This window comes from Acidimicrobiia bacterium (assembly GCA_041676705.1).
Classification (GTDB): domain Bacteria; phylum Actinomycetota; class Acidimicrobiia; order Acidimicrobiales; family SKKL01; genus Actinomarinicola.
Genome location: JBAYRL010000003.1, coordinates 1 through 15,606, shown reverse-complemented (window position 1 = coordinate 15,606; position 15,606 = coordinate 1). Strand labels below are relative to the sequence as shown.

The 15,606-nt window shown below is 53.4% G+C and carries 14 protein-coding genes; 9 read left to right on the top strand and 5 right to left on the bottom strand.

Going from position 1 to position 15,606, the window contains the following annotated elements:
• Window positions 1–3 precede the first annotated feature (3 nt).
• Window positions 4–423 (bottom strand): peptide-methionine (R)-S-oxide reductase MsrB, encoded by a 420-nt coding sequence (gene msrB / locus WC184_06080; protein ID MFA7477445.1) that lies wholly within the window; start codon window positions 421–423, stop codon window positions 4–6.
• A 263-nt stretch (window positions 424–686) separates the two neighbouring features.
• Between msrB and recA the strand changes: the two genes are divergently transcribed.
• From recA to WC184_06050, 6 genes are all read left to right on the top strand, one after another.
• Entirely contained in the window at window positions 687–1,730 is a 1,044-nt protein-coding gene (gene recA / locus WC184_06075) for a recombinase RecA (GenBank protein ID MFA7477444.1), read from the top strand.
• Between the two features lie 26 nt (window positions 1,731–1,756).
• Window positions 1,757–3,223 carry a MiaB/RimO family radical SAM methylthiotransferase gene (locus WC184_06070; protein MFA7477443.1) on the top strand — a complete coding sequence of 489 codons (1,467 nt, stop codon included), beginning with the start codon at window positions 1,757–1,759 and terminating at the stop codon, window positions 3,221–3,223.
• 12 nt (window positions 3,224–3,235) lie between these two features.
• The gene (locus WC184_06065; protein MFA7477442.1) at window positions 3,236–4,036 is read left to right on the top strand and encodes an APH(3') family aminoglycoside O-phosphotransferase; all 801 of its coding nucleotides are present in this window, start codon (window positions 3,236–3,238) and stop codon (window positions 4,034–4,036) included.
• A gap of 21 nt (window positions 4,037–4,057) precedes the next feature.
• Complete coding sequence (gene miaA / locus WC184_06060; protein MFA7477441.1) at window positions 4,058–5,029, top strand: tRNA (adenosine(37)-N6)-dimethylallyltransferase MiaA; 972 nt, start codon at window positions 4,058–4,060, stop codon at window positions 5,027–5,029.
• A gap of 92 nt (window positions 5,030–5,121) precedes the next feature.
• The gene (gene hflX / locus WC184_06055; GenBank protein MFA7477440.1) at window positions 5,122–6,411 is read left to right on the top strand and encodes a GTPase HflX; all 1,290 of its coding nucleotides are present in this window, start codon (window positions 5,122–5,124) and stop codon (window positions 6,409–6,411) included.
• A gap of 128 nt (window positions 6,412–6,539) precedes the next feature.
• Window positions 6,540–7,673, top strand: coding sequence for an aminotransferase class I/II-fold pyridoxal phosphate-dependent enzyme (locus WC184_06050; GenBank protein MFA7477439.1), 1,134 nt, complete (start codon window positions 6,540–6,542; stop codon window positions 7,671–7,673).
• Between the two features lie 18 nt (window positions 7,674–7,691).
• On the opposite strand, the gene purE is transcribed toward WC184_06050, so the two are convergent.
• Genes purE through lexA form a run of 3 tightly spaced genes read right to left on the bottom strand, consistent with a single transcriptional unit; the run spans window position 7,692 to window position 10,111 of the window.
• Window positions 7,692–8,192, bottom strand: a complete 501-nt coding sequence (gene purE / locus WC184_06045; protein MFA7477438.1) for a 5-(carboxyamino)imidazole ribonucleotide mutase — start codon at window positions 8,190–8,192, stop codon at window positions 7,692–7,694.
• Between the two features lie 58 nt (window positions 8,193–8,250).
• Window positions 8,251–9,453, bottom strand: a complete 1,203-nt coding sequence (locus WC184_06040; GenBank protein ID MFA7477437.1) for a 5-(carboxyamino)imidazole ribonucleotide synthase — start codon at window positions 9,451–9,453, stop codon at window positions 8,251–8,253.
• A gap of 25 nt (window positions 9,454–9,478) precedes the next feature.
• A complete protein-coding gene (gene lexA / locus WC184_06035; protein ID MFA7477436.1) occupies window positions 9,479–10,111 on the bottom strand; it encodes a transcriptional repressor LexA in 633 nt (210 codons plus the stop codon).
• Window positions 10,112–10,325: 214 nt separating this feature from the next.
• Between lexA and WC184_06030 the strand changes: the two genes are divergently transcribed.
• Window positions 10,326–10,592 (top strand): hypothetical protein, encoded by a 267-nt coding sequence (locus WC184_06030; protein ID MFA7477435.1) that lies wholly within the window; start codon window positions 10,326–10,328, stop codon window positions 10,590–10,592.
• 51 nt (window positions 10,593–10,643) lie between these two features.
• A complete protein-coding gene (gene nrdR, locus WC184_06025; GenBank protein ID MFA7477434.1) occupies window positions 10,644–11,123 on the top strand; it encodes a transcriptional regulator NrdR in 480 nt (159 codons plus the stop codon).
• Between the two features lie 52 nt (window positions 11,124–11,175).
• Here the strand turns inward: nrdR and WC184_06020 are convergent, their stop codons facing one another.
• A complete protein-coding gene (locus WC184_06020) occupies window positions 11,176–11,958 on the bottom strand; it encodes a dihydrofolate reductase family protein (protein ID MFA7477433.1) in 783 nt (260 codons plus the stop codon).
• A gap of 526 nt (window positions 11,959–12,484) precedes the next feature.
• Here WC184_06020 and WC184_06015 point away from each other — a divergent pair.
• On the top strand, window positions 12,485–15,280 hold the full coding sequence (locus WC184_06015) for a vitamin B12-dependent ribonucleotide reductase (protein MFA7477432.1): 2,796 nt from the start codon (window positions 12,485–12,487) through the stop codon (window positions 15,278–15,280).
• Window positions 15,281–15,606 lie beyond the last annotated feature (326 nt).

Here is a 15,606-nt window from a genome sequence, read left to right as displayed (position 1 = left end):
CACTTAAGCGTCGTCCTCGGGTATGAGATTGAGCGAAGCTGAGTTCATGCAGAAGCGTTCACCGGTCGGAGCGGGGCCATCGTTGAAGACGTGACCCAGGTGTGAACCACAACGAGCACAGTTGGCCTCAACCCTAACCATTCCGTGGCTGCGATCTTCCACTAAGGTCACTCGATCTGGCGAAATAGGCTGCCAGAAACTAGGCCAGCCAGTACCTGATTCGTATTTGGTTGATGATTCAAATAGCGGGAGATCGCAAACTACGCAGTGGTAGCTGCCTTGTTGTTTTTCATCCCAGTAGATACCTGTGAAAGCTATCTCAGTGCCAGAACGGCGGGTAATTTCAAACTGTTCAGGGCTTAGGCGGGCGCGAAGCTCGTCTTCGTCTACGTGAATGGGGGTTACATCGGTGGCATCACTCATAGTGCCCATGGTGTCAGCTGATGATCACAATTCAACCTGCAGCAGCCAAAATCTCGCCTTTCCAAAACTTTTTTGGCCAAATAGTAGATCGTACGACCGTTCGAAACTACAATGGTGGCAGTTGGGTCAGCAAGGTCTTAAAACTAAAGATTTTGTCCGGCTCGTCACAAAATGTCATAGCCCATCTTTAAGGTTTGAACATCGGGCTCGTCACCACCGTGACAGCCCCGTAAAACAAGTTTCACAGCAACGGGAGATTTCCGGTGGATAAAGACAAAGCACTAGCCATGGCCATGGGCCAAATTGAAAAGCAGTATGGCAAAGGCTCCGTCATGAAAATGGGCGAAAAGGGTTCAATGGCGGTAGAGGTAGTCTCTACTGGCTCCATCGCGCTCGACTTAGCCTTAGGTGTAGGGGGTTTACCTAGGGGCCGGGTGACTGAGATTTACGGTCCCGAGTCATCAGGTAAGTCAACCTTGGCTATGCATGTGGTGGCTGAAGCCCAGCGTAATGGTGGTATCTGTGCCTACATAGATGCTGAACACGCGATGGATCCTGTATATGCCGCTCGTATCGGGGTCGACGTTGACGAGCTGTTAATCTCACAGCCCGATACCGGTGAACAAGCACTTGAAATTACCGACATGTTGGTGCGCTCGGGTGCTATCGATGTCATTGTTATCGATTCGGTGGCTGCTCTAACCCCAAGGGCTGAAATCGAAGGTGAAATGGGCGACAGCCATGTCGGTCTACAGGCTCGCCTTATGTCGCAGGCCCTTCGGAAGCTCACTGCCAACCTCAATAAAACTCACACCGTCTGCATCTTTATTAACCAATTGCGCGAAAAGATTGGTGTGATGTTCGGTTCGCCCGAAACTACCCCTGGTGGTCGGGCTCTTAAGTTCTACTCTTCGGTCCGTATCGACATCCGCCGTATTGAGGCCATCAAAGATGGTGTCGAGGTGGTTGGTAACCGCACTCGTACCAAGGTGGTTAAAAACAAGGTGGCCCCACCTTTCCGCCAAGCCGAGTTCGACATTATGTACGGCTTAGGCATAAGCCGTGAAGGTTCGATGCTCGATGTGGGCGTCGATTTGGGTCTTATTAAGAAGTCGGGGGCTTGGTATACCTACGAAGGTGAGCAACTCGGCCAAGGCCGTGAGAACGCTAAAGCATTCTTGCAAGATAACCCCGAAATTATGGTTGAGATTTCAGAACGGGTTCGTGAACAGGTAGGCATTGGTGATGAAGAGCCAGAAGGTGAACTAGCCCCGGTTAGCGAACTGCGCTCAAACGTTGATGAATAGCCATTGAATTGGCCTAACCTGGCTGTGTGACTCGCACCTATAGCATCCGTACATTCGGATGCCAGATGAACGAACATGATTCCGAACGAATTGCCGGACTGCTGGAAGCCGATGGCATGCTTCCAGCGGCTTCCGATGAAGAAGCCGACGTAATCGTTCTAAACACTTGTACCGTGCGTGAAAATGCCGACAACAAGTTGTACGGAACCCTTGGTCATCTGAAGTCTCTCAAAGCACAACGTCCTGGTATGGAGATTGTGGTGGCGGGCTGTCTCGCCCAAAAAGATCGCGAGCAAATCCAAGCGCGTGCCCCGTTCGTCGACGTTGTGTTTGGAACTCACAACGTGCATCGCGCCGTCGAGTTGTTACACACTTCACGGGTTTCAGGGCCAATAACCGAGATTTGGGAAGAAGCCGCCTTCGATGAGGCCGAGGCTTTTCCATCGGCATTGCCCGTAAAGCGTGAAGTCGACTATTCGGCCTGGGTCACAATCCAGGTTGGTTGCGACAATAGTTGTGCCTTTTGCATTGTGCCCGCGGTGCGTGGGGTGGAAGCGAGCCGCTCGTTTGGCGAGTTAGTCAATGAAGTAGAACGCTTGGCCGCCGATGGAGTCACCGAGGTCACTTTGTTGGGCCAAAACGTAAACTCCTACGGGCGCGACTTAACACTTAAGTTCCGTAATGAACCAGCAGACGAAACAGAAGCAAAAGCGGCAACTGGCGAAGCTTGGGTGGCTGAGGGAGCGAAGCGGGTTCGTCCGCTCTTTGGCGATCTTCTCCGAAGTGTTGGCGAAGTTGATGGTATCCACAGGGTTCGTTTCACTAGTCCACACCCTAAAGATTTTCGTCCGGAAACCTTGCAGGCTATGGCCGAGGTGCCAAGTGTCTGTGAGCATTTGCATTTGCCCTTGCAGGCCGGTTCTGATCGTGTTCTGGCCGCCATGCATCGGGGCTACACCGCCGACCGATACCTTGAAAAACTAGCTTTGGCCCGTGCCACCATCGATGATTTGGCAGTCACTACTGACATCATTGTTGGTTTCCCCGGCGAAACCGAAGATGATTTCGTTCACACACTAGAAGTAGTTGCGGAAGCCGAGTACGACTCGGCATACACCTTCATTTTCTCTCCTCGTGAAGGCACTGAAGCTGCTGGTATGCAAGATCTATTCCTGCCACACGAGCTATGTGTCGAGCGTTTCGAGCGACTTCGTGCCGTGGTCGAGCGCGCAGCTATGCGTAAGCACCAGGCTCGAATCGGACGAATCGAAGAAGTGGTGGTTGAAGGACCTTCAAAACGCAACCCCGAGGTTCTGACTGGTCGTACCCGACAAAACAAACTGGTGCATTTCCCAAGTGAAAAGCCTCTGCGCGTTGGTACCTACGCCTCGGTGCTTGTTACCGATGCTGCCGCTCATCATCTCCGCGGCGAGCTACAAGAGGTACTGATGGTGCCGAAGCATCGTACCAAGATTCCGGTTGTGGCCGGGTAGGGCCTGTCACTAATGAGTGTTAGTTCATTGCTGGCCGAGCTGCCATCTGGGTTACAGCGCGAATTAAAGGACGCTGAGCTTGTTCCAGTTGAAGTTGGGGTATCGGGTGCTCACGTGGTTGAGGTTCGAAGGAATGGCCTTACCCAAAGCTACCTAAAGCTTCGTCAACAAAACTCTTCAGCACCGCCCTTGCGAGCTGAATATGAACGCCTTTTGTGGCTAGAAGGTCGAATAAAGGTCCCACGGGTTCAAGAGTACGGCTCAGATGAGGTTGCCGAATGGATGGTCACTTCGGCCTTACCGGGCGTCAACGGTGTTAGTGCCGAAATCGCTGGTGATGCCGAGGGTCTAGTTCGACGTTTTGGCGAAGCGTTAAAGCTCTTTCATGTTGGGTTAGACGTAGCCGCCTGCAAATTCGTAGCCAGCACTGATTCGCTTCTCGCAACAGCGCGCCACAGGGTTGAATCTGGGACTGTAGATACCGATGAGTTTCAAAGCGTCAACACTGGCGTCGAGCCCGAAGAACTACTGAGCTACTTGGAGGGTGCCCAGCCCACAAGTGGTGACCTGGTCGTCCTTCATGGCGACTTCTCAATGCCGAATGTGATCTTTAATCAGCCTGAACCACCCGGATACGTTGATCTAGGTCTGTGCGGAATAGGTGACCCGTATCTTGATCTGGCGGTCGGTGCGCGTAGCGTGGCACGTAATCTTGGTGGCGCCGCCGTTGGGTTGTTTTTTGAAGGTTATGGCATCGAGTGGCCTGATCTGGCACGACTCGACTTCTATGTAAACCTTCAAGACCTTCTCTAGTGCTTTCACGGTCATAATTACATGAATGTGAACGGCATCGGCATGATTCCACCCCCGCTTGCCATTGTGGGAACCACTGCTTCGGGCAAATCGGCCTTAGCGATGGCCTTGGCGCGTCGACGACCCGATATCGAAATCGTCTCGGTCGATTCCATGCAGGTTTACCGTGGCATGGATATTGGCACTGCCAAAGCGTCGGCCGCCGATCAAGCCGAAGTGCCCCACCATGGTCTCGACCTTGTTGAACCTTGGCAAGACTTCACCCTCACCCAATTTCAATCTGAGGTCAACGCAGCCATTTATGATGTGGCTAGACGAAATAAGCGAGCATTGTTGGTGGGTGGTACTGGTTTATACCTACGTTCGGTGATCGATGACTTGACGATCCCGCCTCGTTTCCCGGAGGTGTTAGCGGAGCTCGAAGCCGAGGCCGACACCTTGGCATTGCATCAGCGGTTGATGGTCCTTGATCCGTTGGCGGCTAGTCGAATGGAGCCAAATAATCGTCGGCGAATCCTGCGAGCATTAGAGGTGTGTGTTGGCAGCGGTCAGCCTTTTTCAAGTTTTGGACCCGGCCTTGAAAACTATCCGGCCACATCTTTTGTACTGGTTGGAATCAAGCGAGAGCGTGCTTGGCTAGATGAGCGTATCGCCAGTCGTTATCAACAACAGATGGCGGCAGGATTCCTGGATGAGGTTACCCAGCTCTTGTCGCACCCAAGAGGCTGGTCGCGTACCGCGAGCCAAGCTTTGGGATACAAAGAACTTGCTGGTTTTATAACTGGTGAAACTACCTTGGATGATGCGCTAGAGCTGGCCATTCGACGCACCCGACAGTTTGCCCGACGTCAGGAACGCTGGTTTCGACGCGACCCACGCATTATCTGGCTCAATACGCGAGATGGCGCGAACGATGAAACCGCTACCATTGGTGAGAGTGAGCAGCTTCTGTCGTCGCTACTTCAAATTTGGGATAACCAAACCAACCGTTAAGGGGTGTTCATCGCGCAATACATCACCGCAGCACTAGTTAAACCAATGATTCTTTCCAAACACAATGTTCTCGCGCTTCACAAGGTGGTGCGATGAGCTTTGCTGAAGAAGTTGGTCGCGTTGGTTACATTGAGCGTACTTTCCGCGAAAAAATCGTGTTGGTGGGTGTGACTTGGCCCCACGGCAACGATGATGAAACCAACGCTTCGCTCGATGAATTGGCGCTCTTGGTCGATACCGCTGGGGCGGATGAAGTCGCCCGGGTAATCCAGCGTCGCACCACTGCCGATCCGGCCACCTATGTGGGCAAAGGCAAGGTCGAAGAAATTTTGGTGATTGCCAACGCGGTGGATGCCGACACGGTGGTCTTTGACGATGAAATCACCCCAGCGCAACAAGGTAATTTAGAAAAGCTTTTGGGGCGCTCGGCCATCGACCGTACCGCTGTAATTCTCGATATTTTTGCTCAAAACGCGCATACCGTCGAAGGTAAGGCGCAGGTGCAGCTGGCATTACTGCGGTATCGCCTACCCCGTTTACGAGGCAAGGGGCTATCGCTGTCACAACAAGCCGGTGGCATTGGTGCCCGTCGCGGCCCAGGTGAAACCCAACTTGAGGTAGACCGTCGTCGTGTCGATCGGCTGATCCACAAACTCGAACGTGATTTGGTTGAAATCGAACGTCACCGGCACAATCAGCGAAAAGCACGGCAGCGTTCTCCATTCCACCAAGTGTCAATCGTCGGCTACACCAACGCTGGCAAGTCGACACTGTTGAACCACCTCACCGAAGCTGACGTCTTGGTAGAAGACCGGCTCTTTGCCACCCTTGATCCCACTACCCGGCGTTTGCAGCTGCCAGGCGGTGAAGCCATTTTGCTTACCGACACCGTGGGGTTTGTTAAAAAGCTGCCTCACCAGTTGGTTGAGGCGTTTAAGTCGACTTTGGAGATCGTGAGTGAAGCTGACCTGCTAATCCATCTGGTTGACGCCACCGCGCCCGACATCGCTGCGAATATTGACGCGGTGCGGTCGGTGCTGTTTGAAATCGGGGCTGATCGGGTGCCAGAAATACTGGTCATCAACAAAATTGACGCCGTCTCCGATCTTGATTTCATTAGACGTCATTACCCCGATGCTGTCGCTATTTCGGCCCAAACGGGCGAGGGCATACCAGAGTTCTTGCTGGCTCTTGGTGATCGGCTGCGGGCCTTAACTCAACTGGTGGAGTTGATGGTTCCCTTCGACCGTGGCGACGTGTTGGCTCGACTTCACCGTGAAGGTGAGGTCTTGAGTGAAAGCACCGAAGAGCATGGTATGCGGATGCGAGTACGTTTAGACGATTCGGCCACTGCTCAGCTGAGTGAGTTTTTGGTCGAATAGGTTTCGATGAGGGCTATGCTGAGCGAGCTCAGCATAGCCCTAACAGCTCGGTGAAATAGTTGTCATCTGTTGATGCTGTGTCACCATGGCTTGGTCGGTTTAGTGATTTTTTAAAGGATGTTGCGCTGATGGCAACAAACGCAGCTTTCGTACCACCGCCATATCCTCATGATCGCTTAGCGTCATTAGCGGAAATCGCCAGCAGTCACAACGGCGGCATGGTCGATTTGTCGATCGGTACCCCTTCTGATCCGCCACCATCCTTCGTGGCTGATGTCCTGGCCAAGACCAATGCGGTACGCGGTTATCCGCCTCCCGCGGGCACGATCGAAATGAGAGAAGCCGCCAGTGCGTGGTTAGCTCGTCGCTTTGGAGCTCGCGTTGATGCCGACCTTATTGGCCCATGTATCGGCACTAAAGAACTAGTGGCTGGTTTGCCTCATTGGCTACGTCTGCGCCAACCCCAAAAAGACACCGTTTTGTACCCTGAAATTAGCTATCCCACCTACGCCATGGGTGCGCAGTTAGCGGGTTGTCGTGCGTTGCCAGTTCCGGTCAATGAAAACTGGCAGCTCGACTTAGCAGCCATTTCTCCTAGCGACATCGAGCGGGCTTTGGCACTTTGGGTAAATACCCCCGCTAACCCCACTGGCGGGCTTGATGACCTTTCTGCGGTGGTGCAGTGGGGTCATGATCACGGTGTGTTGGTGCTTTCTGATGAGTGCTATGCCGAGTTCACTTGGGATGGAGCGCCCCAAAGCGTGCTCAGCCATACGAGCCAAGGTGTGCTGGCGGTTCATTCCCTTTCGAAACGGTCGAATCTGGCGGGCTTGCGGGTGGGTTTTTATACCGGTGACCCGGAGGTAACCGTTTATCTCCAAGAACTGCGTAAGCATGCTGGGTTTATGTTGCCCGGCCCAACACAAGAAGTGGCTGCGGTCGTTTACGGCGATGATGATCATGTGGAGGCGCAACGCCGAATCTATTGGCAGCGCTTAGTGTGGGGTGCGAAGGTTTTTGGTGAGGCTTATAACATCTCTGTTGCACTGCCCGGTGGAGGGTTTTATTTGTGGGTAGCCGCGCCCAATGGTGACGACTGGGGCTTTGCAAAGCGCCTGGCTACCGATGCTGGTGTACTGGTTAGCCCCGGCGAGTTTTATGGCCCCGCTGCGAGCGGTTATGTGCGCATAGCCTTGGTGCAACCACAAGAGCAATTAGACTTAGTGCAAGAACGCCTGGCAGCCAACATGCCGCCAAGCTAGACCCAGTATGTGGTTACGTTAGGCGTTCCCATCGGCTAGTCGCTGGGTTAGGGCAGCCCCTTTAGCCCGAGCAGCGGCGCTGAGGTCTTGTTGGAACTGCACCATCTTGTGGCGAATTTCGGGGTTAGAGATAGCCAGCATTCGCAGCGCCAACAATCCGGCGTTTCTTGCGCCTCCGATGGAAACGGTGGCCACCGGTACGCCGGCTGGCATTTGCACAATGGAGAGCAACGAATCCATCCCGTCTAGGTACTGGAGTGGAACAGGCACCCCGATTACCGGCAGTGGTGTTACCGAAGCCAACATTCCCGGCAGGTGAGCGGCTCCACCAGCACCGGCAATAATCACCTCAAGTCCACTATCGGCAGCTTGGATGCCAAATTCAATCATGGTGGTGGCCATACGGTGAGCAGAAAGCACTCTAACCATTGGTTCCACCCCAAATTCCCTAAGAATTTCCACCGCTTGTCCCATGGTTGGGTAGTCGGAATCGCTTCCCATTACAACGGCCACTGTCATATTTTTTGCTCCAGATTTTGATGACTACGAAGAAATTACACGCATCTGGCCAATTGCTTTACGGCAGAGGGACTGCGTCACCCAGAAAACCGACGGCTCGGCGTGCTCGAGCCTGGGCATCTTCTAGCGAATCGGACATCGTGGTGACGTGGCCAATCTTGCGACCTGGCTTTGGTTCTTTGCCATAGAGGTGCACATGAGCGCCGCTGATGCCCAGGGCCTGTGGTAGCTGTTGTCGTGGGTCAAGACCAGTCGAATGCCCAAGAATATTGCAGCTCACCACATAAGGGGCGCGACAACTAGTTGCACCGAGAGGTAAATCGGCGACCGCTCGCAAATGGTTTTCAAACTGTGATGTTATTGCGCCTTCGATACTCCAGTGGCCTGAGTTGTGTGGGCGTGTGGCGACTTCGTTAATGGTGATATTGGTGCCATCGAAAAATAGTTCAACCGCTGTCAAGCCGACGGCATCTACGACTTGCGCTGCTGCCACGCTGACTCTAACCGCCTCGGCTGCTATTTCTGGTGACACCACCGCTGGCGTAATGGTCTCGCGGCAAATGCCCGACACTTGCACCGTTTCGGTAACCGGATAGGTAACTGACATTCCATTGGCACCGCGCACCACAATGACCGCTAGCTCTTTAACCAGAGGAACGATCTCTTCCACGATCAGTTCGGGGAACGCGGTTGTCTCATTGGAGAATTCTTCCAGCAGCGCCGTAGCCTCAGCTTCGCTGTTAACCAGCCAAACACCTCGGCCGTCATAGCCACCACGAGCTGTTTTTATTACACCTTGCCAACCCAGTTCCGCTAAGGCCGTTTTTGCTTCGCCGGGATGATTGACAATCGAGTGTTTAGGCAAGGGGAGCGAAGCTTGGGCAAATAGACGACGCTGATGAGCTTTGTCGGTCGCGAATTTGAGTGCTGCTGATGAAGGCCGAACGTGGGCTGATTGTTCTGCTTCGATCTGTGCTATTGCTTCAAGGTTCACCAGTTCGTGGTCGACGGTGATGACCTCAGCACCGGCGGCAAAACCGATTAGGTCACGAGCAGAATGTGGTGAACCTATGGTGACCCGGGGGCTAATGAGGGCTGCCGAATCATCGGCGTGAGCCGCGAGTACCGAGAGATCAACCCCAAGCGGAATGGACGCCTGATGGGACATTCTGGCTAATTGGCCCGCACCCACCATTCCAATATGCAAAGAAATATTTGTTTCTGGGGTGTTGGGGTTGGGCTCAATTAGATGTGAAGACATTGCCTTTTAGCGTCGCGCAATTGGGTTACAGACGTCGCATTACAGTGACAACGCGACCGAAGACCCTTACCTCACTGGGATCGAATTCCATGGGAGAAAGCTGCGCATTCGCGGGCAAGAGGAAGACCCGACCATTTCTGGTGGTCCATGTTTTTACGGTGGCTTCTTCCCCTGGAATGCCGGTCACCACAATGTCGCCGTTGTTGACCGTGCTTTCCGAGCGCACCACCACGTAGTCGCCGTCGAGAATGCCAGCGTCGATCATTGAATCGCCCCGCACCCTCAACATAAAAAGCTCGCCTTCACCGGTAAAATCGGTGGGCACGGGGATCAGTTCTTCGATGTTTTGTTCGGCTAATACGTCGGTACCGGCAGCTACATCACCGACGAGGGGCACTCGGCGCATAGGCCGTTCATCGAATTCATCGCTTGAATCGCCCGATTCTAAAAGTACGATGGCACGAGTTTTTGCTTCGTCGCGACGGATGTAGCCCAAACGCTCAAGGGAAGACAGGTGTGAGTGAACACTTGACGGTGATTTAAGACCAAGGATTTTGCCGATTTCGCGAACCGATGGTGGATACCCATGAGTAGTAGTGAACTCTTCAACTGTTTCAAGAACTTGGCGCTGACGTGGTGTCAGCCGATCAACAATCATTCAATTGCCTCTCAGGAATGAGTTGTATTAGGCCCATCGGGCGAGCGTCTAATTAACATCATAACACAGAAAATGTCATCAAGAAACGATTGTTCGACTTTTTCTTGACACGAACGGTTGTTCCGACCATGATGGAAACGTACAAACGTTCCGAATGTGTGTTCTGGTTTGTCCGCCTCTATTTATAGCTCAATTTTCTTCAGGTGGTGCGGCAATGGTGGCAATTACTCAAAGTCAAGATTTTCAGGTTCGTCACTTCAGCAATGTTTCGACCCCAGCGGCGCCCGCCTCGCCCGCGGCGGCAACCACAGCTCCTGGTGCAACGCCGGAACTCGTTAGTAGGGCAGCGATTGTTGCGGCAAGTGTGATGGTGGTGGCGGCGCTCTTACTGGCGGGTCTTATCGGGGTGTATGGTGGGCGGTTGGTTGATGCCAATCGAGGCATTCCCCAAGTAGTGCAGGTCGGGGTGCAAGGCGATTAGAGCTGTGTGCTAATGCGGCTTGTACGCCCCGTAAGCGCTAGCGTTTGGGGTGTGAAGTGCCCATCGTGTGGCAGGTTAGAAGATAAAGTTGTCGATTCGCGCCAGGCTGATGATGGCGTGTCAATCAGGCGAAGACGTCAATGCCTAGCTTGCAACCGTCGTTTCACCACTTTTGAAAGGGTTGAAGAGCAGCCACTGATGGTGCTAAAGCGGTCCGGGCAGCGGGTGCCGTTCGATCCCAACAAAATTATTACTGGTGTGCAAGCAGCCGCTAAGTCGCGACCAGTTTCCGCCGACGATCTAACATCCTTGGCTCAAAAAGTAGAAGATTCGCTGCGTTTAGCCGGTAACGAAACCACCAGTGAAGCCATCGGCCTGGCGGTGTTAAGTCAGCTTCGTGAGCTCGATCATGTGGCGTATCTGCGCTTTGCCAGTGTTTACAAAGGTTTCGAAGGCCCAGCCGATTTTGAACGTGAGGCTGCTGTGCTTACGAAATCAACGGCACCAAAATCTCGTGAGGGCGAGGCGTAAGTTCGGTTTCGGTGCGAGAAGCCCAATGGTGGTCCGGCACCAAGCTGGTGTTTCAGTGTTGGCGAAGGTACCGAAGTACTAGCTCTGAGCCAAACACCGCCATGCGGTCGAGTCGGTAGTGACGTAAGGGCAAATCGATGGTGGACACTGCCGCTCGTTTTGAGTGGCCAGCTACGAGATAAGGCGAGATTGTGATGCACCACTCGTCAATTAGGTCGGATTGCAGCAAAAGCCCATTTACAATCGGCCCACCTTCAACCAAAATCACCGAAGCACCGAAACGAGAACCTAGCGCGTGAATGGCTTCAGCTAGGTCGAGTAGTTCGTCGCCGGTTGGCACGGGATGTGCCACCTGCGCCAGTGCTGCTTGGCGATCTTCGTCTACAGCTCGAGAGGTAATGACGATAGGTTCTTCTCCTTGACGGGCCTTGGCGAAAAACGGCAGTGAAATGTCAACATCGCCATGATTGGAGAGAGTCGCAATAAGAGGACGCAGCGCTTTGTTAGCCCGTTGGCGGGTTTGAATTTCCTCTTCGGTTAGTTTTGCCGGTCGATAGTTCTCGGCAGTAACCGTGTGACTGCCAGCCAATATCACATCAGCGCACGAGCGAAGGGCATGGAATGCAGCCTTGTCGCCCGGCCCAGTGAGTTCTCCTGAAACGCCCCCTACTGCGGTGGCCCCATCCATCGATGTGACCATATTTACTACAACCCAGGGCTTTTGACGGCTGCCGGGGCGGTGCTCGCTGCGAACTAATTTGGCCAGCGAACTAGCGTCGAGGGAGGTGTTCACCACCGGGGCAGAACTAGTGGTGGCTATAAGCGTTTCGTCCATCGGGTGCTCCTCGGTAAATACAAATATGTGGCTGTGGATGGGTTGTGCACAACCACTTAGAAATCCACCGCTTATACACAGGTTATTCCCTCTTACTATCAACAGGGTCCATGGCTTACCCTTACGAGGTAAGCCACTAGTAATGGGTCAGGCGGCAAAGCATCGAGATTCTCAAGGCGTTCGGCCCGGGTATCTCTTGGGCTAAAGCGCATGGCGAAGTAGCTGCAAATGCGCTGCGGTCTAAACCTGTCTGACCCGTTGCTTTGTTTACGTTTGCTCGGAGCAGCCGTGCTGGTGAGTTATTAGGTCTAGGTGCAGATTGAGCAGATAAAAATCTTAAAAGAGGTTGACCCCGGGTAGAATTACAGTAATGTAAGTACCCAACATGTTGTGCCTGCTTAGGTATTAGGGCCTATTCGGCACAACATCTAGTTTTGGCGGGAAACGTAACAATTGCGCTAGAAGCTACCTCTCAGAACCCAAATTCTCTCCAGTTAACAACGATCTCACCAAAGGAAACCAGCGAATGACACTCGCCCCAGAGCAAGCAGGTATCGGCATTCGCCGGTATTACACCACTCCTGAAGTTCACCCTTATGACATGGTGCAGTGGGAGCGGCGTGATAGCCGCATAACCAACTTCATGGACGGTTCGGTGGCGTTTGAACAACTCGGTGTTGAGTTCCCAATCACGTGGTCGCTAAATGCCACCAACATCGTGGCCCAAAAGTATTTCCGGGGCACCTTGGGCACACCCGAACGCGAAAGCTCGCTGAAGCAAGTCGCTGACCGTGTGGTTGATACCATTACCGCCTGGGGTGTTGAAGGTGGCTACTTCGTCGATGATGATGAGGCAGAGTCGTTCCGGGCTGAGCTTAAGTATCTAGTTGTTAACCAAATGGCAGCGTTTAACTCGCCAGTTTGGTTCAACATTGGAGTGAAGGGTGTTCCCCAGCAGGCCAGCGCCTGTTTCATTCTTTCAGTGGAAGACACTATGCCTTCCATCCTCAATTGGTATGTGGAAGAGGGCACTATCTTCCGGGGTGGTTCGGGCGCTGGTGTAAACCTTTCAAAGATCCGTTCTTCACACGAACATCTTCGTGGCGGCGGTACTGCTTCTGGTCCGGTTAGCTTTATGCGCGGGGCCGATGCTTCTGCTGGCACCATCAAGTCGGGCGGCAAAACCCGTCGTGCCGCCAAGATGGTCATTCTCGACGTCTCACATCCCGACGTTGAAGAATTTATTTGGGTCAAAGCTAAAGAAGAACTGAAGATCAAGGCTTTGGCTGAAGCCGGTTTCGATATGAGCCTTGACGGCGTTGACATGAACTCGGTGCAATACCAAAACGCCAACAACTCGGTTCGAGTAACCGATGAGTTCATGGAAGCCGTGGTTAATGACGGCGATTGGGATTTACGTTCGGTTACCACCGGTGAAGTTCTGCGTACGGTTAAGGCCCGCGATCTTATGCGCCAATTGTCTACGGCAGCTTGGGAGTGCGCTGATCCTGGTATGCAATTTGATACCACGATTAACCGCTGGCACACGGCCGCTAACACCGACCGTATCAATGCCTCAAACCCATGCTCGGAATATATGCACATCGATAACTCGGCTTGTAACTTGGCGAGTTTGAACTTGTTGAAGTTCCACTCTGAGTCTGACGGTTTCGATATCGAAGGTTTCAAGGCCGCTGTTGGCGTGGTGTTCACCGCCCAGGAGATTTTGGTTGGTCGGGCTGATTACCCCACCGAGAAGATCGCCGAGAACAGCCGCAAGTTCCGCCAGCTAGGTATTGGCTATGCCAACTTGGGGGCGCTACTTATGGCTATCGGTCATGGTTATGACAGTGACGCCGGTCGTGCTTGGGCTGCTTCGCTCACTTCACTGATGACGGGTCATGCTTATGCCTCCTCCGCACGTACCGCAGCTCGCATGGGTCCATTCGCAGGATTTGCCGAGAACCGTGAACCAATGTTGCGAGTGCTCAATATGCATCGCGAGGCCCATGGTGACATCGATAATTCCTTGGTGCCCACTGATTTGGTAGAAGCTGGTCGCTCGGCGTGGGAAGAGGCCTGTGAGACGGCTGAAATTCACGGGGTGCGTAACTCTCAAGCTTCGGTGTTGGCTCCAACGGGCACCATTGGTTTGATGATGGATTGCGACACTACTGGTGTTGAGCCCGATTTAAGCTTGTTCAAAATGAAGAAGCTGGTGGGTGGCGGCATGATGTCAATCATCAACCAAACCATTCCACGCGCTTTGAGAAACCTGGGTTACTCTGAGACTGAGCAAAGCGACATTCTGGCCTACCTGGACGAGCACAAGACCATCCTCGGAGCACCTCATCTTAAGGCCGAGCACATTGGGGTCTTTGCTACCTCAATGGGTGACAACGTGATTCACTATCGCGGTCACATCCACATGATGGGTGCCATTCAGCCTTTCATCTCGGGTGCGATTTCAAAGACGGTGAACCTGCCAGAAGAGGCCACCATTGAAGAGGTAGAGCAGCTTCATATCGAGGCCTGGCGTCTTGGCATCAAAGCTATTGCTATCTATCGCGACAACTGCAAGAACGGCCAGCCGCTATCGACGGTGAAGAAGGCGGCTCCTGAATCGACTCCGGTTGAAATTGTGGAGAAAGTGGTAGAGAAGGTTGTGCACGTTCCGGTGCGCGAGAAACTGCCACGCACCCGTGTTTCAAAGACCTTCGAGTTTAGGGTTGCCGACCTGAAAGGTTTCGTGACGGTTGGTGAATACACCGACGGCCGTCCCGGCGAGATCTTTGTGCGGGTTTCGAAGCAGGGTTCCACCTTGGCGGGCATTATGGACGCCTTTGCTATCTCGCTTTCACACGGTTTGCAGTACGGTGTGCCGATTCGGGCGTTCATCGAGGCGTTCACTGGCATGCGGTTTGAACCTGCCGGTATGACCGACGATCCTGATATTCGTATCGCTTCTAGCTTGATGGACTATTTGTTCCGCCGCTTGGCGCTTGAGTATCTAACTTACGACGAGCGGGCCGAGCTGGGCATCTTCAGTGTGGGTGAGCGTTCACAGCCCACGCTGCCCGGTCTTGAGGTGGTCGATACGGTGCAGGGTTCCGATGTGGCACCTGATCCGGTGAGCGTGCGTTCGGCTTCCGAACTTGAAGCGCAACTGGCTCGTGAACAACAGACCCAGGCAGCGTCCGCACCACAGACGATTTCGCATAGCCCCGATGCGCCTATCTGCATGATGTGCGGAGTGCGTATGCAGCGTTCGGGTTCCTGCCACGCTTGCCCCAGCTGCGGAAACACCAGCGGCTGCTCGTAAATCCGGGACATGTAAGGGTGGCCCCCCGGTTTTTGTCTAGGTACCTGGTTATCTCTGCAGGTACCTAGACACTTCCGGGTCGCCACTCAAAATCAGGAGCACTTCAGTCCTGCGTAGAATAAAGGGTTCCTATCGCACACTTTTGGCTCTGCGTTTGGTATGGAGCGAAGGCATTCGGGTCTAGTAGATGTGGGTAGCAAAACAAGTGAGGGGAGACCTTGGTGGTTTCCCCTCACTTGTTTTGTTAGTGGTTGCTTGTGTTTAGCGGCCGCTGTTTAGCAGGTGGTTTAGTTCTGCTGAGTTGATGAAGAACGCTATTAGGTTCT

Coding starts and splice junctions, on each gene's coding strand:
- msrB (MFA7477445.1), bottom strand. CDS start 423: ATGAGTGATGCCACCGATGTAACCCCCATTCACGTAGACGAAGACGAG.
- WC184_06065 (MFA7477442.1), top strand. CDS start 3,236: ATGAGTGTTAGTTCATTGCTGGCCGAGCTGCCATCTGGGTTACAGCGC.
- miaA (MFA7477441.1), top strand. CDS start 4,058: ATGAATGTGAACGGCATCGGCATGATTCCACCCCCGCTTGCCATTGTG.
- hflX (MFA7477440.1), top strand. CDS start 5,122: ATGAGCTTTGCTGAAGAAGTTGGTCGCGTTGGTTACATTGAGCGTACT.
- WC184_06050 (MFA7477439.1), top strand. CDS start 6,540: ATGGCAACAAACGCAGCTTTCGTACCACCGCCATATCCTCATGATCGC.
- purE (MFA7477438.1), bottom strand. CDS start 8,192: ATGACAGTGGCCGTTGTAATGGGAAGCGATTCCGACTACCCAACCATG.
- WC184_06040 (MFA7477437.1), bottom strand. CDS start 9,453: ATGTCTTCACATCTAATTGAGCCCAACCCCAACACCCCAGAAACAAAT.
- lexA (MFA7477436.1), bottom strand. CDS start 10,111: ATGATTGTTGATCGGCTGACACCACGTCAGCGCCAAGTTCTTGAAACA.
- WC184_06030 (MFA7477435.1), top strand. CDS start 10,326: ATGGTGGCAATTACTCAAAGTCAAGATTTTCAGGTTCGTCACTTCAGC.
- WC184_06020 (MFA7477433.1), bottom strand. CDS start 11,958: ATGGACGAAACGCTTATAGCCACCACTAGTTCTGCCCCGGTGGTGAAC.
- WC184_06015 (MFA7477432.1), top strand. CDS start 12,485: ATGACACTCGCCCCAGAGCAAGCAGGTATCGGCATTCGCCGGTATTAC.